Annotated in this window: 18 protein-coding genes, 2 pseudogenes and 1 other annotated feature; of the genes and pseudogenes, 9 read left to right on the top strand and 11 right to left on the bottom strand. The window is 41.1% G+C overall.

All coding sequences use genetic code 11. From position 1 onward, the window contains the following. Positions 1-23: 23 nt before the first annotated feature. Both ribF and murJ read right to left on the bottom strand, forming a co-directional pair. Complete coding sequence (gene ribF, locus BM739_RS17600) at positions 24-959, bottom strand: bifunctional riboflavin kinase/FAD synthetase (protein WP_076542958.1); 936 nt, start codon at positions 957-959, stop codon at positions 24-26. A gap of 64 nt (positions 960-1,023) precedes the next feature. After that, the gene (gene murJ / locus BM739_RS17605) at positions 1,024-2,583 is read right to left on the bottom strand and encodes a murein biosynthesis integral membrane protein MurJ (RefSeq protein ID WP_076542959.1); all 1,560 of its coding nucleotides are present in this window, start codon (positions 2,581-2,583) and stop codon (positions 1,024-1,026) included. 256 nt (positions 2,584-2,839) lie between these two features. Between murJ and rpsT the strand changes: the two genes are divergently transcribed. Next, positions 2,840-3,106, top strand: a complete 267-nt coding sequence (gene rpsT / locus BM739_RS17610) for a 30S ribosomal protein S20 (protein WP_076542960.1) — start codon at positions 2,840-2,842, stop codon at positions 3,104-3,106. A gap of 233 nt (positions 3,107-3,339) precedes the next feature. Here the strand turns inward: rpsT and BM739_RS17615 are convergent, their stop codons facing one another. Beyond that, on the bottom strand, positions 3,340-3,636 hold the full coding sequence (locus BM739_RS17615) for a metalloregulator ArsR/SmtB family transcription factor (protein WP_076542961.1): 297 nt from the start codon (positions 3,634-3,636) through the stop codon (positions 3,340-3,342). 135 nt (positions 3,637-3,771) lie between these two features. Between BM739_RS17615 and BM739_RS17620 the strand changes: the two genes are divergently transcribed. After that, complete coding sequence (locus BM739_RS17620) at positions 3,772-5,208, top strand: M20/M25/M40 family metallo-hydrolase (protein WP_076542962.1); 1,437 nt, start codon at positions 3,772-3,774, stop codon at positions 5,206-5,208. An 80-nt stretch (positions 5,209-5,288) separates the two neighbouring features. Here BM739_RS17620 and yaaA read toward each other — a convergent pair whose 3' ends face one another. Together yaaA and BM739_RS17630 are read right to left on the bottom strand one after the other, a co-directional pair. Then, positions 5,289-6,068 (bottom strand): peroxide stress protein YaaA, encoded by a 780-nt coding sequence (yaaA, locus tag BM739_RS17625; protein ID WP_076542963.1) that lies wholly within the window; start codon positions 6,066-6,068, stop codon positions 5,289-5,291. Positions 6,069-6,233: 165 nt separating this feature from the next. After that, on the bottom strand, positions 6,234-7,670 hold the full coding sequence (locus BM739_RS17630; RefSeq protein WP_076542978.1) for a sodium:alanine symporter family protein: 1,437 nt from the start codon (positions 7,668-7,670) through the stop codon (positions 6,234-6,236). A 573-nt stretch (positions 7,671-8,243) separates the two neighbouring features. Between BM739_RS17630 and BM739_RS17640 the strand changes: the two are divergent. From BM739_RS17640 to BM739_RS17660, 5 genes and pseudogenes are all read left to right on the top strand, one after another. Next, positions 8,244-8,775, top strand: a pseudogene (locus BM739_RS17640) (hypothetical protein); the annotation flags it as partial. A gap of 440 nt (positions 8,776-9,215) precedes the next feature. Further along, complete coding sequence (locus tag BM739_RS17645) at positions 9,216-10,313, top strand: OmpA family protein (protein WP_076542965.1); 1,098 nt, start codon at positions 9,216-9,218, stop codon at positions 10,311-10,313. A 304-nt stretch (positions 10,314-10,617) separates the two neighbouring features. Further along, positions 10,618-11,571 (top strand): transaldolase, encoded by a 954-nt coding sequence (gene tal / locus BM739_RS17650; protein WP_076542966.1) that lies wholly within the window; start codon positions 10,618-10,620, stop codon positions 11,569-11,571. Positions 11,572-11,588: 17 nt separating this feature from the next. Next, positions 11,589-13,226 (top strand): glucose-6-phosphate isomerase, encoded by a 1,638-nt coding sequence (gene pgi, locus BM739_RS17655; RefSeq protein WP_076542967.1) that lies wholly within the window; start codon positions 11,589-11,591, stop codon positions 13,224-13,226. Between the two features lie 197 nt (positions 13,227-13,423). Next, a complete protein-coding gene (locus BM739_RS17660; RefSeq protein WP_076542968.1) occupies positions 13,424-13,609 on the top strand; it encodes a DUF3545 family protein in 186 nt (61 codons plus the stop codon). Positions 13,610-13,730: 121 nt separating this feature from the next. On the opposite strand, the gene BM739_RS17665 is transcribed toward BM739_RS17660, so the two are convergent. The 4 genes from BM739_RS17665 to thrA all read right to left on the bottom strand — a co-directional run bounded on the left by BM739_RS17665 (position 13,731) and on the right by thrA (position 19,197). Next, the gene (locus tag BM739_RS17665; protein ID WP_254843579.1) at positions 13,731-14,285 is read right to left on the bottom strand and encodes a hemerythrin domain-containing protein; all 555 of its coding nucleotides are present in this window, start codon (positions 14,283-14,285) and stop codon (positions 13,731-13,733) included. 174 nt (positions 14,286-14,459) lie between these two features. Continuing rightward, complete coding sequence (thrC, locus tag BM739_RS17670) at positions 14,460-15,743, bottom strand: threonine synthase (protein WP_076542969.1); 1,284 nt, start codon at positions 15,741-15,743, stop codon at positions 14,460-14,462. Between the two features lie 32 nt (positions 15,744-15,775). Then, positions 15,776-16,732, bottom strand: coding sequence for a homoserine kinase (gene thrB, locus BM739_RS17675; RefSeq protein ID WP_076542970.1), 957 nt, complete (start codon positions 16,730-16,732; stop codon positions 15,776-15,778). After that, positions 16,729-19,197 carry a bifunctional aspartate kinase/homoserine dehydrogenase I gene (gene thrA, locus BM739_RS17680; protein ID WP_076542971.1) on the bottom strand — a complete coding sequence of 823 codons (2,469 nt, stop codon included), beginning with the start codon at positions 19,195-19,197 and terminating at the stop codon, positions 16,729-16,731. The genes thrB and thrA overlap by 4 nt, the downstream gene beginning before the upstream one ends. Positions 19,198-19,245: 48 nt before the next feature. Beyond that, positions 19,246-19,365: a sequence feature (Thr leader region), on the bottom strand. 633 nt (positions 19,366-19,998) lie between these two features. Here thrA and BM739_RS17685 point away from each other — a divergent pair. Beyond that, positions 19,999-20,550 (top strand): peptidylprolyl isomerase, encoded by a 552-nt coding sequence (locus BM739_RS17685; RefSeq protein ID WP_076542972.1) that lies wholly within the window; start codon positions 19,999-20,001, stop codon positions 20,548-20,550. Positions 20,551-21,246: 696 nt separating this feature from the next. Here the strand turns inward: BM739_RS17685 and trpR are convergent. After that, on the bottom strand, positions 21,247-21,525 hold the full coding sequence (trpR, locus tag BM739_RS17695) for a trp operon repressor (protein ID WP_076542974.1): 279 nt from the start codon (positions 21,523-21,525) through the stop codon (positions 21,247-21,249). Positions 21,526-21,729: 204 nt separating this feature from the next. Here trpR and BM739_RS17700 point away from each other — a divergent pair, with 204 nt between their 5' ends. Then, on the top strand, positions 21,730-22,179 hold the full coding sequence (locus tag BM739_RS17700; RefSeq protein ID WP_076542975.1) for a cytochrome c: 450 nt from the start codon (positions 21,730-21,732) through the stop codon (positions 22,177-22,179). 100 nt (positions 22,180-22,279) lie between these two features. On the opposite strand, the pseudogene BM739_RS17705 reads toward BM739_RS17700, so the two are convergent. Next, positions 22,280-22,556 (bottom strand): annotated as a pseudogene (locus BM739_RS17705) (IS4 family transposase); the annotation flags it as partial.

The following is a 22,556-nucleotide window of genomic DNA, read 5'->3' on the forward strand; positions in this document are numbered from 1 at the left end:
ACCATTATTTGGGCTGATTAATCTCAACCTGCATCATTGCTAAATAAAGCTTTTGCTTCATTTACATCATTCAAAATTTGTTTTTTTAACGCATCCAGTGACTCGAACGGATGTTCATCACGGATTTTTGCCACCAATTCAACTTCCACTCTTTTACCGTATAAGTCACCAGAGTAGTCGAATAAGTGCACTTCTAATTGACAGACTTGCCCATCTACGGTTGGCCTAAAACCAACATTGGCAACGCCTTCATAAATATCACTACCATCCCAGTACATTTTCACCGCAAACACCCCTCTAACAGGTGATACTTTACGCTTTAATGCAATGTTGGCAGTTGGAAAACCAATGGTTCGCCCAATTTTTTGGCCGTGAGCGACTTTACCTGACAGTAACACTGGGTGCCCGAGTAAGCGCCTTGCTTGCTCTAAGTTACCTAATGCTAACTGCTCACGAACCGCAGTGGAGCTCACTCTGGTCGAACCTAAAATAAAGCTTTGGGTACTGACCACAGTAAAACCGAACTTTTTACCTGCTTCAAGTAACATATCAAAGGTGCCAGTTCTGTTTTTACCAAAACAAAAATCATCACCAACCACTAGATACTTCACCCCTAATTTATTGACTAATAAATCTTCAATAAATTGCTCTGCCGGTTGATTAGCAAAACGAGTATTAAAATTAGCACACAGAAGACGATCAATATTGAGCTCTTCTAGCAAACTAATTTTATCTCTTAATAAGCTAATTCTTGCAGGGGCATCTTGTTGGCGAAATAACTCTTGCGGCTGTGGCTCGAAGGTCATTACTACAGCAGGTAGCTGAAAGTGTTTAGCTTTATTAACTAAATTATTAATCACTTGCGCATGACCACGATGCACACCATCAAAGTTACCAATAGTGAGCACGCATCCATTATGCGAAGGTAAAATATTATGTATACCGCGAATTAGTTCCATTACGCCAAACAACTGCTACTGTAAATCGGCTGATTATATACTAGATAGAATGGATAATCAGCATTCATGATCGACGTTTCATTGTCCAAGGTTTTAGCCCCATTAGCACTAAGCTGAATAAATAGGCTAATGCGCCTAATACGATGAGTTTTAACAGGCTGTAAACCTTAACTTGCATTGCCATATCTAACCACATTTGCTGCTCTGGTAATAAGTAAACTAATAGCACTGCCATCACGAGTGTCGCAATGACCACTTTAGCGCAAAATATCAAGGTTGCTCGCGTTACTTTATAGACACCAGCAAGGTGTAAGCCGCGATATAACAGCCCAGCATTGAGAAAAGCAGACATAGAAGTGGCAATGGCAAGCCCTACATAGCCAAACGGAATGGCAAAAATGATATTGAACACCATATTACTAACCATGGCGATAATACCGAATTTAACTGGGGTTTTAGTATCTTGGCGTGAGTAATAGCCTGGCGCCAATACTTTAATCATCATAAAACTCAGTAAACCACAGCCATAAGCCACTAAACTGTACGATGCCATTTCAACATCAGATACTGTAAATGCGCCGCGCATAAACAGCACCATTAACATCGGCTGGGCAAGAATGATTAATCCCAGCATGGCTGGCATACCCAGTAATAGAATGGCCCTGACTCCCCAGTCCATGGTGTCACTAAAACCACTGCCTTTATCATCAATATGCTTTCTTGATAACGCTGGCAAAATAACCGTCGCAATGGCAATACCAAACAATCCTAAAGGGAATTCAAGCAAGCGATCTGAGTAATAAAGCCAACTAATAGAGCCTGTCATTAAAAAACTGGCAATAAAGGTATCGAACAATAAATTGATTTGTGAAACAGAAACGCCAAATAATGCTGGGATCATTAAGGTTCTAATTTTCACGACTCCACTGTGGTTCCAGCCCCATGACGGTTTTACTAAAGCATTTTCACGTAGCAAAAACGGAATTTGAAACAAAAACTGCACTAAACCGCCAAAAAACACCCCTAAAGCCAAAGCGATTTCAGGTTGTTCCATCTTGGGGGCAAACACTAAAGCGGCAATAATAATGGTTATATTCAAAAATACCGGCGTAAAGGCAGAAACCGCAAACTTACCGCGAGTATTTAAAATCGAGCCCGCCAGTGCCGTTAAGGTGATAAACCATAAATAAGGGAAGGTAATTTTGAGCATCATAGAAGCAAGTTCAAACTTTGCCGCATCCGGCCCATCGTTTATCCAATCATAAAACCAGCCACCGGCAAATAATGCAGCAAGTATCGGTGAGCCTATCACACCAATTAGGGTTACAACTGTCACTATGCCGCCCAAAGTACCGGCCACTTTACCTAATAGCTCACGGGTTTCAGCGGGTGTTTTGTTTTGTTGGTATTCAGTCAACACCGGCACGAATGCCTGTGCGAAAGCACCTTCAGCAAATAGTCGACGTAAAAAATTGGGGATTTTATTGGCAAAGATAAACACATCGGCACTACTACCTGCGCCCATTAAATTGGCAATGACGACATCTCTCACCAAGCCAAGCACCCGAGATATCAAGGTCATAACACTGACGATAGCACCTGATTTTAATAACGATTTACTCAAGCATCACTCCAAAGCCGCACACAAGCGTTTAAATTAAGTCTGATATATCTCAAATTTTCGATTCTAATGCTGTCTATGGGGTATAAGAACTGATAGAATTGCGCCACATCTTACACGAGTTGGGTTGAAGATAACCGAGCCAGGTAGTTTTATTTGTCTTTTCGACGTTATTTCTATCATATTCATTGACAAAATGAATAAAAGCAGGCATATTCCTCGCCCTCAAAGTATTAAACCCAGTTTTAGGAGTTGCACCTTGGCTAATAGCAAGTCTGCAAAGAAGCGCGCGCTTCAGTCTGAAAAACGTCGTCAGCATAACGCTAGTCGTCGTTCAATGTTACGTACATACGTTAAAAGAGTTATCGCTGCTATCCAGAGCGGTGACCACAAAGCGGCTACCGAAGCATTCGCAGCAGCACAACCAATTGTTGACCGTATGGCGACTAAAGGCCTTATTCATAAGAATAAAGCTGCTCGTCAAAAGGCACGTATAAACGCAAAAATCAAAGCACTAGCTGCTTAATTTTAGCGATTTATATTACAAAAACCGACTTAGGTCGGTTTTTTTATATCTGCAATAAAATAACTCACAAAAAATACTCTCTCCACTTGCCCAGCCTACAAGCTTTTACAGGCATTTCGTTAGCGCTAAATATCAAATCCAAATTTAAGACATAAAAAAACGCCTTAACTTAATCTCACTGTCATCAAGAGCAAGATATGATTAAGACGTTTCAGCTGATAGCGCAAATGCCATTAATGGCAATATAAATTATCCAATACTTTAATCAACTCACGTACTTCATCACTTTTAAGTGAGTAAAAAACGGTTTGCGCTTCCTTACGTGTACAGACAAGATTGTCTTTTCTTAGCCAAGCTAAATGCTGCGACAACGCAGATTGGCTTAAGCCTAGTTTTTTGTTCATCTCGCCGACACACATTTCGCCTTCATTCAGCAAATGGCACAAAATAAATAAACGGCGTTCATTTGCCAGTGCCTTTAGCATTACTACAGCATGATCTGCTCGTTGCTGCATCATTTCTATATTCATCACGCGTTGGCTCTCCTTAATCATCACTGAGGACTAATATAGCCTTCCCTATCCAATCGGGCAGCGACATGAAGCACACTTTTTGGTAGATTGTTTTTAAAAATGAGACTTAGCTAATAAAAATGAAGGAAACTCATGAAAAACTATAAGAAATCAATTTTAACAGGGATAGTTTTGGCCTCTATATCGGGCTGCCAAAGTCAATCAAATGATACCCAAGTAACACAAACATCACAGTCTGCTAACGATGTAATTAGCCAGCAACTGGCCACAAAGGCATTATCGTCGACTTTAGGTTATGACATTGTTGAATCATTGACAGTGGAAGTCGGTCCTCGACTTGCCGGTTCGGAGAAAGATCTCATCGCAGTCGAATGGGCGATGAATAAACTCAAAAGCTTAGGTTTTGATAAGGTCTATAAGGAATCTGTTCAAGTTCCCGCTTGGTCACGAGGCCATGCTCATGCATCAATCGTCTCACCGTTTGAGCAGCCGCTGGTTATTAGTGCGCTAGGTGGCAGCGTGGCAACGCCTGAATCAGGTTTACAGGCCCCCATTGTGCGCTTTGACACCCTTGCAGCACTGCAAGACGCCGATCCCGCTTTAGTCGAAGGCAAAATTGTCTTTATTGATCATAAAACCGAACGCCACATTAGCGGTAAAGGTTATGGTCAATCAGTCGGTGGGCGCTCAAGAGGTGCGGTTGCTGCTGCAGAGAAAGGCGCTATCGCAGTGGTTATTCGTTCAATTGGCACCGACCATGACCGCATGGCCCATACTGGCATGATGCGTTACAAAGATGGGGTGGCAAAAATTCCAGCTGCTGCCTTGTCGGCACCAGATGCTGATATGATCAATGCCATGTTAAAACGTGATGACAATATCACTTTGTCACTTAACCTATCGTCTAAAAACTTAGGGGTCGCGACATCCTACAATGTTATAGCCGAGGTAACAGGCACGACAAAGGCTGAAGAAGTGGTACTGATTGGCGCCCACCTTGACTCATGGGATGAAGGCACTGGTGCAATTGATGATGGTGCAGGTGTTGCGATTGTGACTGCGGCGGCAAAACTGATTCAAGATTTACCCCAAAAACCAGCCAGAACCATCCGAGTAGTGCTATATGCAGCTGAAGAAGTGGGATTAGTGGGCGGTAAAGCTTATGTGAAACAACATGCTGATGAGCTAGTAAACCATTATATTGCCGCAGAATCTGATTTTGGTGCAGGCAAGATTTACCAAATTGATTTCAACGTTAATCCAAACGTATTTGAGCAAGTGCAAGCTGAGCACAGTTCGATGACAATCAATGGCGTTAAACTAGGTAACAATAATGCCTCTGGTGGCCCTGATGTGTCTATGATGCCTTCTCTAGGGGTACCTGTGGCATCACTTAGGCAAGATGGTACTGATTACTTTGATTATCACCACACCCCAAATGATACCCTAGATAAAATTGACCCAGCGGCGTTAGCGCAAAATGTCGCCGCTTATGCGCAATTTGCTTATCTCATGGCGCAATCAGAACTGAACTTACGTCCATTAGCCAAAAAGGCTGATAAAAAATAATCTATCAGCCTTTTAGGTTTAATATAAAAGCAGTTAAAGGCCTAGACTTTAACTGCTTTTTCTTTGTAAGGTTTACAGCGCTATTTAATTTGCTCTTCTCTTAAAAACACTGGCGCTGCAGGAGTCGATAAGTCTTCACTGTAATAATAGCCATCTAAGTCAAATTGCTGCAATTGTGCCAATGACGTCACATCGTTTTGGATAATGTAACGCGCCATCAAGCCGCGGGCTCTTTTGGCATAAAAACTGATCACCTTGTATTGACCATTTTTACGGTCTTTAAATACCGGGGTGATTAAACTGGCCTTAAGTAGTTTGGGTTTAACCGCTTTAAAATACTCATTTGAGGCTAAGTTAACCACCATATCATCGCTTTGATTGGCAACAGCTGCATTAACTTCAGTAGTGATTTTCTCGCCCCAAAATGCATAAAGACTTTTACCTGCGGGGTTTACCAAGCTGGTGCCCATTTCTAAACGGTAGGCTTGCATCAAATCCAGCGGCTTCAGTAAGCCATACAAACCAGATAAAATTCGCAGGTGCTTTTGCGCCTTATCGATTTCAATATCAGACAGTGAGTCAGCATCAAGGCCGGTATACACATCACCCCTAAAGGCAAACATCGCTTGCTTGGCATTATCTAGGGTAAAGCTTGGCTGCCACTGTGCAAATCGAGCCGCATTCAAACCTGCTATTTTATCGCTCACTTTCATTAAAGAGGCAATATCCATTGGCGTCAATTCACGACATACGTCAATCAATTGTTGGCTGTAATCAAGCAAAGTCGGTTGAGTAAACTTCTTGGTTGATGCCGGTGTTTCAAAATCGAGTGTTTTGGCAGGAGAAACTAATACTAGCATTGCTGATAATCCTATTTTATAAAATGGACTCTAATTCATGCTATCTATCATACTGAGCTTCATAAAAAAAACCATGCAATTACTGCATGGTTTTTTAGATTGTGCTAAATGCTTTTCTCAGATTTGATTAATCTGCAATTAACATTCGCGATTAAGTAAAGTGAGTTACTTGGTCACTTCAACTTCTTTATTGATCCAAATCCCATCTTCTATCTGACCTTCAAGCTCTGGGAACTTAGTCGTATCAAATACAGGATCTTCACCCTTATTAACTTGTTGGCGGTAATCATTAATAATTCTCACCGCTAAACCTGACAATAACAGCAGGGCAATCATATTAACTAACGCCATCAAGCCCATAGAAACGTCCGCTAAATCCCAAACGATGCCTATCTTAGCCACGGCGCCAAACATAACCATACCTAATACTGCGATACGGAAAATTGGTAGTGCACCTTTCTTATTACCAGATAGGAACATCACGTTAGTTTCTGCATACGAATAGTTAGCAATAATTGACGTGAAACAGAAAAGTAAAATAGCAAAGGCAATAAATGCCCCACCCCAGTCACCCACATGATGCGTTAATGCATTAATTGTTCTTGCAATACCATCACCAGAGCCACCACCATCACCAGACAATAAGATAATTGCCGCAGTTGCAGTACAGATAACGATAGTGTCCACAAATACACCCATCATTTGCACAAAACCTTGTGACGCTGGGTGATTAGGATTCGGTGAAGCACTTGCCGCGATATTGGCTGCACTACCCATACCTGCTTCATTAGAGAACAAGCCGCGAGCAATACCCGCCTGCATTGCTTGAGCAACACTGTATGCCACACCACCAGCAGCGGCCTCTTGCCAGCCAAACGCACTGTTAATCACCAACATAAATACGGCAGGTAATTGCTCAACATTCATTAGAACAACAACCAAGGCAATCGCAATGTAGGCTAATGCCATAATCGGAACGATAATTTCTGACACTCTAGCGACCTTTTTAAGACCGCCCATAATCACGAGGCCACTCAACAGCGCAATCCCAAGACCGACATAAATTGGATTTAAATCAAATACGGCAGTCATTGCACCAGAGATCGTATTTGCTTGAACAGCATTAAATACTAAGCCAAAACAAATAATCAGTAGGATTGAAAATAGAATGCCCATCCAGCGTTGGCCAAGGCCTTTTTCCATATAATATGAAGGCCCACCACGATACTGTCCGTCAACGTCTTTAACTTTATAAACTTGTGCTAACGTTGACTCGATCATTGCAGTCGCCATACCGAGCATGGCAATGGCCCACATCCAAAATACGGCCCCTGGACCTGCGGCACCGATTGCAACCGCAACACCAGCCATATTACCGGCTCCGACACGGGCAGCCATACTGGTACAAAAAACTTGAAATGAAGATAAGCCATGCTTACCAGGACGGCGGCTAATCGCTAATACTTTAACGCCGTGTACGAAATGAGTAATTTGAATACAGCCAAGACGAACAGTAAAAAAGATACCTGCGCCAACCAGCCCATAAACTAACAATTTACCCCAGAGTAAATTGTTCATGAAACCAACAATTGTTTCTAACATTGCCATTTGCTTAATCTATTCCTTGGAATAACTTTATTTTGTAAAAATATGCTTAAACCGAGCGACACCTTCAGACAAAATAAAATTATCGAATTATTATAATGAGCTCATCAAAATCTAAGTACGCAGCCTCAGCATGCATTCGTAAATAGCCAAACTGTTACTGTTTATTAAATTCAGTGAGCGAATATATTAGTTAATTATTATTTAGCATTATTCAAGTTAACTTTACTGACTTTAACCACTAAAGCCCAGCAAACATTACCATTCTTTACCACTTATAGCTTAGTTATAGGTGTTCTCAAAAAAATGCGAGAAAAAACTAGCATAGAAGAACTTCAAACATAGGTGACAGTGATCACATTTATTTAAATAGCCGCCTAAAGCCCCATCTAGAATAACAATTGCAAATCGCCTAACACCAAGTGGGTCAACAATTTCTTAACCTAAAATCATTTTATTAATGATTTTTTTAATACAAAGTTAGATCAAGAGTACACAACTAGCCCAAGTTAAGAATACTGTGTTCTCACTAATAGCCTAACTAACCTTATCTTTCATAATGATGCCACTATGACACAGCAAAATGAAATCACTGCTCTTGAAAAATATGTTAGAGCAACTAACTTCCTCGCTACCTCACAAATCTATCTTAAGCAAAATGTGCTTTTTAAAAGAGAGCTACAACATACAGACATTAAACCACGCCTTTTAGGGCATTAGGGTACCTGTACTGGTATTAATTTTGTGTATGCAAACGTCAACCGATTAATCGTTAAGCATGAAGAGCATTCATATATTTGCTGGGCCTAGTCTCGGCTTCCTAGCAGTTCAAGCTAACCTGTTTATTGGAGGGTCTTTAAGGCATTTTTATTCAGAAACCATCCCCTATAACGAATCAGATATTGAAGATATCTGTAAAAAGTTCTCAGCAGCATATGGCTACCCTTCTCATGCAAACCCTGAAGCCCCCGGCCAAATTCTAGAAGGTGGCGAAGATGTTTGTAAGCCTCGCTGGCCGGTTAATCTGTTGCGTACAGCTAAAGGCTGCACAGGTACATCTGAATTTGGCGGTAAGAAGCGAGCAGGTAACTACAGTTCTCATCATGGTCATCGTTATGCTCGGTTTAGAGATCTGATGAAAGTCCAGATACAAGGACTTTTAGCGGCAACGGCATAAAATATAAAGAAAATGGCGTTACTCCTCGATGAAAATTGATTGATCAGTAAAGTACTCGATATTAGGTCTATAAAGAAGATATTAAGCCGATTAACCAACAGGTCGGATTGAAACTTGTTTTTATGCAGTGAGCGACAAACGTGAATAAGAAAACTAATCCCGCAACATCTCAAAGTAATCCGTTAGCAATTTGTTGCCAGATATTTAAAAATATCCGTTACTACTATGGAAAACCATTGAATTTAAGACGATAATTAGCCTGCCAGCTAAATCATAATAGGAACGCCAAATAAGTGCTGGTGACACTTAAGGTAAACAATCGGTTTACATGTGTTTTGGTGACATAAAATAACAATGGACTATATATGATGAAAAACACCTTAAAAGTAGTATTACTCACCTCAATGTTGCCTTTTGCCGCTGTCGCAGAACAAGAGCTAACGCCATGGTATGTCGGTGGTGGTTTAGGGATTAATAATTACGAACCACATTGCGACCTTAAAACAATGACCCAATGTGAAGATGACGACCCTTATGCTTGGGATGTCTTCGGTGGTTACTTATTTAATGACTATTTTGGTATTGAACTCGGTTATAGAGACTTAGGTCGTATTCAATGGACCGATTTCAGTAATAAACGTAATGATGTCGGCGCTAGAGGCATGGCATTAGGTTTAGTCGGTTTTTATCCTTTCGCTGACAAGTGGAGTTTATCTGCTGAAGCTGGCGGGATGAACTACCTTTTAAAGAACATAAAAAATTATGGCACTGAGTATTACAGTGACAGCGGTATTGCACCCTATATCGGTGCTGGTATCGGTTATAATTTTACCGAAAACTTAAAGCTGCAAGCTAAATATCGTCGCTACGAAAACTTAGACGATGATAAATATAATACCCTTGAAATGGAAAGTAACTATTGGGGCTTAGAGTTAAGCTACCGCTTTGGTAAAGCGAAAGCTGCTGCCCCTGTTGTTGCGGCTGCACCAATTGATTCCGACAATGATGGCGTAATGGATGGTCAAGATAGCTGTCCTGATACACCTGCAACTCACAAAGTTGATGCCAAAGGTTGTACTGTCTACGAATTTGTAACAGACAAACATGACTTAGGTGGCATTTTATTTGATAACAACTCTTCTGTTATTAAGTCTGCTTCTTATGCTGACATTGAAAAGTTGGCTAATTACTTAAAGAAAAATCCTGAGCATACCGTATCAATCGAAGGTCACGCTTCAAATGTCGGCAAGCCTGCATATAATATGACCCTTTCTGAGAGTCGTGCAACATCTGTCGCTGAAGCTTTAGCCACTAAATACGATATTGACGCAAGTCGTATTCAAGCTATTGGCTATGGTATAACTAAACCTATCATGGAAGGCAATACCGCTGAAGCCCATAAGCAAAATCGTCGTATTGAAGCTATCGTAACTGGCACAGAAAAACGTGCGGTTCTAAAATAATCAACTAATTAAGCTGGTAATAAAAAGTCGCTGCTTGCAGCGACTTTTTTGTTTTTGTAGCCCTCAGCTAAAAAATAAAACCCTTACCAACAAAGAGATGTTATCGGTAACAATTTTATTTCAACAATAAAAACAACTTAAACAACTAATAAATCAGGCATTAAATTACACAATTAGTTGCTTATGAGCTCATTTCACGTTTATTTGCGTAATTTTTTTACAAATGTTGTTGGAAAATACAGTAAGATCGCATTTAATAACTGTATTGAACAAAATAACTTTGTTACTTGAGAGGGAAATTTCCATGGCGAACACGTTAGCTCAACTAAAAGCACTAACCACAATCGTTGCTGATACCGGCGACATTGAAGCAATTAAACGCTACCAACCAGAAGACGCAACCACCAACCCTTCTCTAATTTTAAAAGCGGCGCAAATTCCTGAATATGCCCCATTAATTGATGATGCTATCGCTTGGGCAAAACAGCAGTCAAATGACACCACTCAGCAAGTTGAAGACGCAGGTGATAAATTAGCGGTCAACATCGGTGTAGAAATTCTTAAGATTGTTCCAGGCCGCATCTCAACAGAAGTCGATGCCAGACTTTCTTTTGATAAAGCAGGCTCTATCGAAAAAGCCCATAAGCTAATTAACCTATATCAAGCAGCTGGCATTGATAAATCTCGCATTCTGATCAAGTTAGCATCTACTTGGGAAGGGATCTGCGCAGCAAAAGAGCTTGAGCAACAAGGCATCAACTGTAACCTAACGCTATTATTTAGCTTTGCTCAAGCTAGAGCTTGTGCTGAAGCAGGTGTTTACCTTATTTCGCCATTTGTTGGCCGTATTTTAGATTGGTATAAGAAAGACACAGGCCTTGATTACACTGCACAAACCGATCCTGGTGTGGTATCAGTAACCGATATCTATAACTACTATAAGCTTCACGGCTATAACACAGTAGTTATGGGTGCAAGTTTCCGTAACACTGGCGAAATTATCGAGCTTGCAGGCTGTGACCGCCTAACGATTGGCCCTGCGCTATTAGAAGAGTTAGCCAATAGCGATACTGTTATTAGCCAAAAGCTAACACCTGCAACAACAACGGTTGCCGCACCAACACCATTAACCGAAGCGCAGTTCCGTTGGGAATATAACCAAGACCCAATGGCTGTAGATAAACTTGCTGAAGGCATTCGCAACTTTGCCATCGACCAAGGTAAACTTGAGGTTATGCTAAACGCAAAACTTAGCTAATCAACGGAGTGATTTGCATGACTAATTTAACTCAGAGTAATACTTGGCAGCAGCTAAAGAAAAATGCAGCAGCGCTTCCGCATATGCGGGAGCTATTTGCTAATGACCCTGACCGTTTTGAGAAAATGAGCCTTAAAAGCTGCGGTTTATTATTAGATTACTCTAAAAACCGTATCGACAAGGAAGGCTTAGAATTATTGTTTGCATTAGCTGAAGAAACCAATTTATCAGCTAAGATTTCTGCCATGTTTAATGGCGATATTATCAATAACACCGAAGGCCGTGCAGTATTACACACAGCCCTGAGAAGTAAGCCTGAGCAAGTGATTATGGCAGAAGGGGGGAATATCGTCCCTGAAGTGCAGCAAACACTGGCAAAGATGACTCAGTTTGTTGCGTCTGTATCTCAAGGTGAATGGAAAGGTTACACCGGAAAAACCATTACTGATATTGTCAGTATCGGCATTGGTGGCTCTTTCCTTGGGCCTAAAATTGTCTCTCAAGCATTAAGGCCTTATTGGCAAAAAGGCCTTAATTGCCATTTTGTGGCTAACGTTGATGCAAGCTCTATTTGCGAAAAGCTTAAAAACTTAGATGCTGAAACAACCTTATTTGTTATGTCATCTAAGTCATTTGGCACCCAAGAAACACTGACCAATACCCTAAGCGCTAAAGACTGGTTCCTGAAGCAAGGTGGTAGCCAAGCCGATGTCGCCAAGCACTTTGTCGCGGTGACATCAAACGTTACTAAAGCGACTGAGTTTGGTATTGATGCTGAAAATATTTTCCCGATGTGGGATTGGGTGGGCGGACGTTATTCATTATGGTCAGCCATTGGCTTACCAATAGCGTTATTAGTGGGTATGGATAACTTCAAGCAACTGCTTGATGGTGCTCAGCAAATGGATCAACATTTTGCCCAAGCGCCACTTGAGCAAAATATGCCTGTGATTATGGGCATGTTATCAGTGCTTTATAGCAATTTTCATGATGCACAATCCCATGTAGTTTTGACCTATGATCATTATTTACGTGGTTTACCCGCTTACTTCCAGCAACTTGATATGGAAAGTAATGGTAAGTCGGTCATGCTTGATGGAACTCAGGTCGATTTCAATACCGGCCCGGTGATCTGGGGTGGTGAAGGCACCAATGGCCAACATGCATATCACCAGTTGCTACATCAAGGTACTGCACTTATCCCTGCTGACTTTATTATGCCACTGCAAAGTCACAATCCATTAGGTGAACATCATAACCAGCTTGCTTCAAACTGCTTTGGCCAAACCCAAGCATTGATGCAAGGTCGCACTTATGAAGAAGCTTTAGCGGAATTAGCAGGCAAAGATACGCCTGATGCTGATAAAGCCCTTATTGCTAAGCACAAGACAATGGCAGGTAATAAGCCAAGCAATACCTTATTAATGGATAAGCTGACTCCAACGACCTTAGGTTCGTTAATTGCCTTATATGAACACCGCACTTTTGTGCAAGGTGCAATATGGCAAATTAACTCTTTTGACCAATGGGGTGTTGAATTAGGTAAAGTCCTTGGCAACGATGTTCTAGACCGCATCGGCGCCGAAAATGATGCTACAGAGCTTGATAGCTCCAGTAATTCATTAATTAATTTATACCGCCAAGGTCAGATTTAAACACTAACAAGCCAGCGTCAGCTGGCTTTTTTATATACAGTTAGCCTACCTTTCAGCACAAGCCTCTAAATACACTGATCAAACTTCATCAAAGCGTCAAGCCCCGTTAACATAAATGAAACATAGTTGTTGCATTCTAGTGACAGAATATGATATTTATTTGAATAGAGACATCATAATAACAAGGGAGGTTTACCATGGATCGTTTAGACTATGGTGGTGCGCTAGACCAAGTTGTTGAAAGACCAACTCGCTCAAAAAGCTCAAATAAAAAACGTAAATGGCGAGAAATAGAGGCGTTAAAGGATAAACAGCGCTTACTTAAGGAACTTCAAGACATTGACACAAGTTTCGATTTTGATTTCGATGCCATGCCATTGTAAGCAAGATAACTAACTGAATAGTTATTCAAAGGTCTATCTATAAAAAGAGCGCTTATAGCGCTCTTTTTAATGCTGCTAACTCGCTATCATTCACCCTTTAGGCGAGATAACACAGAGTCAGCTACTGTGGTTCAACTTCGGCAATATGCTCTTTGAGCTCTTCAAAGATATTATCATCACTGTCGTTAAATAACGGATCATCAACTAAACGCTGCTCACATTGTTGCCATATATTATCCCAATCACTGGCCTGCATTTGCTTAGCAAACAGAGGAAATAACTCTTTTTCTTCATATTGCATATGTGCCGTTTGGATTTCAACATAGGCTTTTAAGTCGGAAACCAACTTTTCTCGGGAAATCACCACATCTGAAAGGATCAAATTCAGACTATACATCAATGCACCAGATGACTCTGCGAGACCGCTATGTTCATCATGAAGTCTGGTCGTGCTAGGGCTAGGAAAGTGCTTAACAAAGTAGTCAAAGGTAATATCTTCTACCGGGTGGTGACTATGCTCAGCATATACCTGCATATATTCGACAACATCACGAATAAGCGCAAAATTAACTGATTCACCCTGGGAAAGTTTGTGATTTTTCTTGGCTAGAATATTCAATAATATGGCTATGTGTTTGTGATCATTCATTAGCCTTTTAAGTATCATCTTCTCCATTACCACAATTCCTTCATGTCTAAAAAGTTAAAACGACTAGTATTATCAATCTACACTATGGATTGCACAGATGTTATGACCGAGATCATAAAATACAAATTTGAAACATTCGGATGAGTTTAAATAACAAAAAAGCACCCTAAGGTGCTTTAGTAAGCTGATATTAAAGCTTTATTATTTAAGAATGTTAAATAAGTGCTCTTTAAGCTGGGTAAAATCAGCGCTCAGCTCTGCTGATAAAATCGGCTTATTCACTACAGCTTCAAGCTCTGGGGGTAATGGTAAATCGATTTGTAATTGCACATCGACCACATCTTTAAATTTCGCTGGATGTGCCGTTCCTAAGAAAATACCGGTTTCGCCACTTTTAAGCTCATCAGATAAAGCTTGTGCGGCAATCGCGGCATGGGGCTCAGATTGATAACCGAGCTGATATAACTCTTTTAACGCCGCAGTTGTTTGCGCTTCATTAAGCGCCACCCCTGTAATAGACGATAACGGCCAATTTAACGCCTCGCAAATGGCTTCGACTCTTGGCCAGTTTGATGGCTCAGACACATCCATCGCATTAGACATAGTCGCCACTGTAGTATTTGGAGCCCAATCACCTGCAGCAAGGTAACGTGGCACAGTATCATTTGAGTTAGTCGCCGCAATAAAGCGCTTAATAGGTAAGCCCATAGCCTTGGCAAATAAACCTGCGGTTAAATTACCAAAGTTACCGCTAGGCACTGACAGCACAATCTCAGCGCTGCTGGTTTGCTTCATTTGCGCTACCGCTTCAAAATAGTAACAAATTTGCGCCAATAACCGACTAATATTGATTGAGTTCGCCGAGTTTAAGTGCAGCCCATCACGGACATCACTATCATCAAAGGCCTGCTTAACCAGTGTTTGGCAAGCATCAAAATCTGACGTGACTGCAACAGTATGAATATTCTTACCTAGAGTGGTAAACATCTTCTCTTGTAGCTCACTGATTTTTCCTTTGGGGTACATCACCACCACTTGCACAGCGTCAAGGCCAAAGAAAGCATCTGCCACCGCCGCGCCAGTATCCCCAGAGGTCGCCGTCAAAATAGTGAGCTTTTCATCTCCTGCTAGCAAGTTAACGCACTGCGCCATAAAGCGCGCGCCAAAATCTTTAAAAGCTAATGTCGGGCCGTGAAATAACTCTAGGCAAGCGCGTGTTTCATCGGCTTTAACTAAAGGCACATCAAAAGTGAATGCTGCATTAACTAACTCATTAACTTTATCTTGACCAATTTCATCAGCAAGCCAAGCCCCTAAAATACGCTGACTTCTTGCAACAAAAGGTAACGCGAGTAGCTCATCGATATTATCAAGCACAGGAATAGATTTTGGAAAGAACAACCCTCTATCTTTACCTAAACCTAATTTTACCGCTTCACTAAAACTGACCACTTGTGATGGGTGCTTTAAATTATATAATTCCATTTCTAAATGCCTTTAAAATTAAAATGTGGTGACTAAACTCGACGCGTACCTTGCTCATCAAGTTGACAGACATGGGCAAACCCACCAGCCTGTGATAAATAATGCTGCTCTAACCATGCTTTAGCAGCTTCAGCAGTTTCTAGATTATCGGTTACAGAAAACAGCGTTGGGCCACTTCCTGATATGCCGGTGGTTAACATGCCTAACGTTTCAAGCTCTGCGCGCGCATGGCTATAACCGGGAATCGCATCGGCGCGATAAGGCTCAGCCATCACATCCTTTAACACGCTAATAGCAAGCTTTGGATCTTGCTGATAGCTTGCATGCACAAATGCACTTAAATGACGGCCAAAATCGATGGCTACCGCTTTATCATATTGCGGTGGTAATAAGTCGCGCATCTTGGCCGTTGACAGTGAAATCCCCGGGTAGGCCACCACCCAATACCATTGTTTAAACGTAGGAATACTAGCGCACACCTTATTGGGTGTATTTAGCATCAACTGCATGCCGCCTAAATAACAAGGGGCAACATTATCAAAATGGACACTGCCTGAAATCTTACCTTCAAACTCACCCATTAAGAGCAATAACGCTTGCTCATCAAAAGGTTGCTCGAAGTGCTCATTTAGCGCATAAAGTGCGGCAACCACTGAGCTTGCACTAGACCCAAGCCCGCTGCCAACAGGCAAGTTTTTCTCTAAACAAATCGCCACACCTTGTTTCGCATTGAGTTTTTCAACAAAAAACACAGCACATTGATAGACGATATTCTGTTTACCATCTTCTGGTAGCTTATGCGCCCATGGGCCCGTTTGAGAATAATGAACGCCAGCATCAGCTGCTTCAATCATCACTCTGTCACCCAGTAAACTGCCATCAATTGGCGCAAGCGCAGCGCCGAGTAAATCAAACCCAACACCGACATTACCCATTGAAGCAGGCGCATAAACAGTTATCGCTTTATCTGAAGTGACTTGTTTGCTCATAGCCCCACCTCACGAGTCCAGTTTAATGTTCTTAATACATCCGCAAACGCGCCAGCTGCCGTCACATCAGTCCCTGCGCCATAACCCCTTAATACAAAAGGAATAGGCTGATAATAACGGCTGTAAAATGCCAGCGCATTCTCACCGCCTTTTACGCTGTATAACGGATCTGATGAATCAACCTCTACAATACGCACATGACACTTACCCGCTTCAATCTGGCCCACATAACGCAGTACTTTACCTTCAGCTTTTGCCGATTCAACTCGCGCACTGACTTGTGCATCAAGTTGCGGTAAACGATTCATAAAGGTGTCTACATCGCCTGAATCATCAAACGAGCTTGGCAGAACAGATTCAACATTAATATCATCAAGCTCTAATGGCATGCCCACTTCACGAGCAAGAATTAGTACTTTTCGCGCCACATCCAAACCACTTAAATCTTCACGAGGATCTGGCTCTGTAAAACACTTATCACGAGCGATTGAGGTGGCCTCTGATAAGCTCATACCTTCATCTAACATACCGAATATATAAGATAATGAACCAGATAAGATCCCATTAAATCGCTGTAACTTATCACCTGCATATAGCAGTTTCTTTAAGTTATCAATTACTGGCAGGCCAGCACCTACGGTTGTTTCATACAAGAATTGTCTGCGCTGCAATAACGCCGTGCTGCGCAATTGTTGGTAGTAAGCATAATCACGGGTATTGGCTTTCTTATTCGGGGTGACGACATGGTAGCCAGCATTCATTACATCAAGATAACGATCTGAAACCAACTCACTTGAAGTACAGTCAACCAACACCGGATTTAGTAATTGTTGCTCTTTACCCCATGCCAGCATCTTTGCAAGATCATAGCTTGTGTCGCTATCAGCCAATAAAGCCTGCCAATTATTTAAATCTAGCCCTGCACTGCTTAGAAGCATTTTACGAGAATTGGCAATGCCACATACTCGCATCGTGATATGTTGCTCTTTTAACATCGATGCTTGTTGTTTGATTTGCTCTAATAAACCTGCGCCGACATTACCGCTACCCACTAAAAACACATCTAAATACTGCTGAACATCAAAAAAGGCTTGATGACAGGCGGCAATGGCGTGCTTGGTTTTACGCTGCTCAATCACAGTAGAAATTGAACGTTCAGATGAGCCTTGGGCAATTGCGATAATATTAACGCTAGCTTTAGCTAATGCACTGAAAAACTTAGCCGCGGCGCCTTTATGGGTTTTCATGCCATCACCGATAAGTGACACAATCGCTAAATCTTGTCTTAATTCGATAGACTCGAGTAATTCTGATTGGATTTCTAATTCAAATTCAACTTCTAATGCGTGTTTTGCTTTATAAGCTTCATCAGAGTTAACACAAAAGCTAATACTGTATTCAGACGAGCTTTGAGTGATTAATGAAACTGAAATGCCGCTTCGGGAAATCGCTTCTAGAGTTCGACTCGCCATGCCCACCATCCCCTTCATGCCAGGGCCTGAAATGTTGAACATCGTTTGCTCGTCAAGGTTAGAAATAGCCTTAACTTGTAAGCCAGTTTTGTCAGGTTGATTAGACACTAATGTGCCAGGTGCTGAAGGGTTAAAGCTATTTTTGATATAGCAAGGTATATGATATTGAGCAATTGGGGCAATTGTTTTGGGATGCAGTACCTTAGCCCCAAAGTATGAAAGCTCCATGGCTTCTTGATAGCTCAGTTGCTCCAGTAATTTAGCATCTAACACCACTCGTGGATCAGTGTTATACACCCCATCAACATCGGTCCAGATTTCACAGCTTGATGCATCAAGACAAGCCGCTAAAACCGCTGCAGAGTAATCAGAGCCATTTCGCCCTAAAGTCACTGTTTTACCTTGCTCATTAGCAGCAGTAAAACCTGGCATAATCCATACCCGTGCTTCATTTAATGCAACCGCAGCAAAACGCGGCTTGCTTTCATTGATATCAACAATAGATTCAAGTGGCTTACCATGGGCTAAGAATAATTTTCTTGGGTCAAACTGCGCAGCGGTAAGTGATTTTGCCAGCATCACTTGTTCCATTAAGGCAGCCGACAAACGCTCCCCAGAGACGATAACCTGCGCTTGAACATGATCGGGGCATTCGTTAAGCAACTTTATTCCAGTGACCTTGTCATTCCAGTCAGCTAATTGCAGCGCCAGCTTTTGATCCAGTAGCGCTTTTTGCTGCGGTGAAATTAACGCTTGTTCAGCGTCACTAAAAAGACCACTAAAAACCGACTCAATATGGGCTAATACCGCTGCGTAGTCTTGATTGGTTTGTGCCAGACTCACTAACTCTAACAAGGCGTTGGTAACAGTTGCAGGCGCTGATAACACAGTCGCAATAGCCTCTTCAGCAGCAGCCTGTTCAATAATGTCTGCTGCCATCAAAAAACGTTGCCAATTGGCTAACGAGGTTCCACCAAATTTCATCACTTTCATATTCTTCTCCCTTAACTCGCTAGCACTAAATATTAATTTTAAATCTGAAAACAAAAAGCCCGCTTCTTTGTGGGAAGCGGGCTTTTCGTTATAAATCTTTAGGGTGTAATCAGCCCGCCCCCACAATGTTAATTGTGGTGGTTGTAATAATGGTAACTACAACATGGTTAACGGATTTCATCATTACACTCGATTTAATATGTGTTTGTTTTGAATTGATAACAGAATTGCTTTTTTTAAGGTAAGTTGTCAACCCCTAATTGGTGGTTTATTTTTAAGCACTCGATTGATAACAAGCAAAATCACTGCTGAAATCACAATATTCGCAGCTCTCACACTATAAAATGCCTCCAAAACAGCTTTTAAAGTATGTTAACGTAAACGTAACCCACAATAGGTAAGAAATTATAAAAGCTTATAACTCATGAGCTTACTACTATTTTGATTTTTAGGTGGTTATTCAAAAGCGCCAAAAACCTTCTTGCATTAAATTTCAGTGCCTAAGCACTAAAAATAGCATTTTAATAAACATGGCAGCGCAAACCACCATGAAAATGATTCATCTAATCTATTTAAAAACAATGGCCTGTGTACTGCGCGTAAATTTAGTCACAGCAACAATAGCAAAAACATCCTTTGCAAAAGGATAAGTAACCGGATGCGCCGCGAGTTAAAGCAAATGTCAGCCAGCGAGATACTTGATTTAAAAACATGTGATTGAATAAGCAAAAGCTGATACAAATTATCGCGACTTTGTAAAAACAATAGTATTATGCCGCCACATTCAGAATTGGAGTCGTTATGAAAATCACAAAACATGCAGCAGTAACTATTCACTACAGTTTAACCGATCAAGAAGGTCGTTTAATCGAAAGCTCATTTGAAGCTGAACCTATGGTTTATCTACACGGAACTGAAGGCTTAATTCCAGGCTTAGAAACTGAGCTAGAAGGTAAAGTTGTTGGTGACAAATTTGACGCGAATATTCCAACTGAACAAGCATATGGTGAATACCATGACGGCCTAAAACAAGAAGTCCCTCTTGAAGCATTTGGCGATATCGAAGACATAGTGCCAGGTATGCGTTTTATCGCTGAAACTGAAATGGGTCAACGCCCAGTTCAAGTTACTGAAGTAAAAGATACTGTAGTGGTTGTTGATGGCAACCACCCTTTAGCAGGTCAAGCATTAAACTTCAGTGTTGAAGTGATGGATGTACGAGAAGCTACTGCTGAAGAAATTGCCCATGGTCATATTCACGCTGCTGGTGGTTGTGGCAGCGAGCACGCCCATGAAGCTTGTGATACTGACAAGCCGGGTTGTGATGGCAATGGCGGTTGTGGCTGCCACTAAAGTCTAATAAACAAATTTTGTCCTAGACATTGATTCAACAACTTAGACTGGATTAACTCAATCTAAAGATTGAATTATTAAATACGTTAGCCTTTTTTAGGTTGACGTATTTTTTTTACGTTATTATTAATCTTAGATAAATTGTCAGCGAAACTTAACCACAAGCATTGCTGAGCACAGGTTTTGATTGTTTCTCTGTGCTTTAGTAACGAGAAAGCAGCTGGTTTAAAGGTTATAGAGTTAACCTTTGTTGCTGTTTGAAAATTAATTTAAAGCGAAGGAGTGCTTATGTTAATTAAACCGCTATACGAAATTTTACCTTACACCTATATGATTGTCGGCGCAGCTAGCGTACCTTTCATTGAACAACCCTATATTGTTGTTGCTTCAATATTAGTCTTTTTTTACGGCGCTCATGTCTGGAACCTACGCTCTAGAAACCGCCGAACGGACAAGAAAAGAAAACGAGTCGAGGGTTACCTACCCGATTCAATATATGGCTTTATGCCATTCATATACATTATTTCGGCCGTAATCACCTTTCGTTTTTTCCCTCAAGATTCAGCACAGTTATTGTCGATAGGGCTTTTTACATACGGAGGCTATATATTACTGCGCCGTATCAGCTATCGATGCCATAAGCATCCCTCAAGGAACATTAAAGCTAAATTTAGATAGCTAGCGCGGCATAAGTCACTAGTCCAGTATCAGCTGCTGGACTTTGTCTTTTTGCGCTTGAGGCATATTTTTTAAATAGTTTGAACAGCGGGTAATGGTCGCAATGCTCACTTGATATTCTGCAGATATTTGACGCTGACTTAGCTCACCTTGCAATAAAAGTTGAAAAACCTTTAACCTACCAGCAACTGCACTACGCTCTTCTTCTGTCATTAATAACTGAAATAAAATGCCTAATTCATCAGAATTTGGATAGCTTAATATCTTTTCTACAACTGAATCCCAATTAGCTCGCATAACGCTCTCTTTTAGTAATGCCTTAACAGTACAAAGTGTAGCAATAATTCTGCGGATACAGAAATCATATCGCCATAATTAGCCTGATAATTATTGTAAAAATCAAATTTACAATTAAACACAAAACTAGACTCGCACTTGGTTCAAATTTATGCTTAAAATGTGACAAACACCTATAAATCAATAAATAAAAAGAGACCTGTCATGAAAAATAAAATATTGGCCTTAGCTGTCAGCGCATTGCTTATTCCAACTGTCAACGCACATAACTTTGAAGATGCCAATGACGCTATCGATTATCGTAAAGCTGGTTTTAGCTTGATCCGCTACCAATTTGGCGATATGGCTGCAATGATGAAAGGCAAAAAAGAGTTTGAATTAACTGTATTTCAAACTCGCGCAGCTAATTTAGCCGCATTAGCTAAAATACCTCATGAAGGTTTTATTGCAGGCTCTGATAAAGGCGATACAGAAGCTTTAGCAAAGATTTGGTCAAACAAAGCAGACTTTGATACTAAGATGACCACATTCCAAGAAAATGCGGTTAAATTAGACTTAGCAGCCCAAACGGGTGATAAAAAGCAAATCAAGCAAGCATTTGGTAATACAGGCAAAAGCTGTAAAGGCTGCCATGACATGTACAAGAAAGACTAACGATAAAAGCATTGTTAAAAATTCAGCGCCTTAAATATGATCAGCAAATTTAAGGCCGCTAATAAAGCCCACTTGAAGTGTAATGCCGTTCGGATAAGCATTACTGTTTAAACCTAAGTGGATAGCGGCTAGGTATATAAAGCACTGAACGTGGATACGTTCGGTGCTTTCTTTTATCAGGCAAGATAAAGTGTTTTATATCGGCACGCATTTGCTTCAATTTAGCGGGCAACTTTCCATCAGGTGATAGAGCCTGCCACCTCAATTGGGTATCTATCAGACTTATTGCTGCCGTAAAACTAATTCGAGTGGGTGCAACCTCTGCCTCTTTTGCTATCGCCACCATCTCTAAACGGACGAGATTATAAGCGGTAAGC

The organism is Shewanella sp. UCD-KL21 (genome assembly GCF_001957135.1).
Classification (GTDB): Bacteria; Pseudomonadota; Gammaproteobacteria; order Enterobacterales; family Shewanellaceae; genus Shewanella.

Coding starts and splice junctions, on each gene's coding strand:
- trpR (WP_076542974.1), bottom strand. CDS start 21,525: ATGCGAGCTAATTGGGATTCAGTTGTAGAAAAGATATTAAGCTATCCA.
- thrB (WP_076542970.1), bottom strand. CDS start 16,732: ATGAGCAAACAAGTCACTTCAGATAAAGCGATAACTGTTTATGCGCCT.
- BM739_RS17660 (WP_076542968.1), top strand. CDS start 13,424: ATGGATCGTTTAGACTATGGTGGTGCGCTAGACCAAGTTGTTGAAAGA.
- yaaA (WP_076542963.1), bottom strand. CDS start 6,068: ATGCTAGTATTAGTTTCTCCTGCCAAAACACTCGATTTTGAAACACCG.
- BM739_RS17685 (WP_076542972.1), top strand. CDS start 19,999: ATGAAAATCACAAAACATGCAGCAGTAACTATTCACTACAGTTTAACC.
- BM739_RS17645 (WP_076542965.1), top strand. CDS start 9,216: ATGATGAAAAACACCTTAAAAGTAGTATTACTCACCTCAATGTTGCCT.
- BM739_RS17615 (WP_076542961.1), bottom strand. CDS start 3,636: ATGAATATAGAAATGATGCAGCAACGAGCAGATCATGCTGTAGTAATG.
- BM739_RS17630 (WP_076542978.1), bottom strand. CDS start 7,670: ATGTTAGAAACAATTGTTGGTTTCATGAACAATTTACTCTGGGGTAAA.
- pgi (WP_076542967.1), top strand. CDS start 11,589: ATGACTAATTTAACTCAGAGTAATACTTGGCAGCAGCTAAAGAAAAAT.
- BM739_RS17665 (WP_254843579.1), bottom strand. CDS start 14,285: ATGGAGAAGATGATACTTAAAAGGCTAATGAATGATCACAAACACATA.
- tal (WP_076542966.1), top strand. CDS start 10,618: ATGGCGAACACGTTAGCTCAACTAAAAGCACTAACCACAATCGTTGCT.
- BM739_RS17620 (WP_076542962.1), top strand. CDS start 3,772: ATGAAAAACTATAAGAAATCAATTTTAACAGGGATAGTTTTGGCCTCT.
- ribF (WP_076542958.1), bottom strand. CDS start 959: ATGGAACTAATTCGCGGTATACATAATATTTTACCTTCGCATAATGGA.
- thrC (WP_076542969.1), bottom strand. CDS start 15,743: ATGGAATTATATAATTTAAAGCACCCATCACAAGTGGTCAGTTTTAGT.
- BM739_RS17700 (WP_076542975.1), top strand. CDS start 21,730: ATGAAAAATAAAATATTGGCCTTAGCTGTCAGCGCATTGCTTATTCCA.
- thrA (WP_076542971.1), bottom strand. CDS start 19,197: ATGAAAGTGATGAAATTTGGTGGAACCTCGTTAGCCAATTGGCAACGT.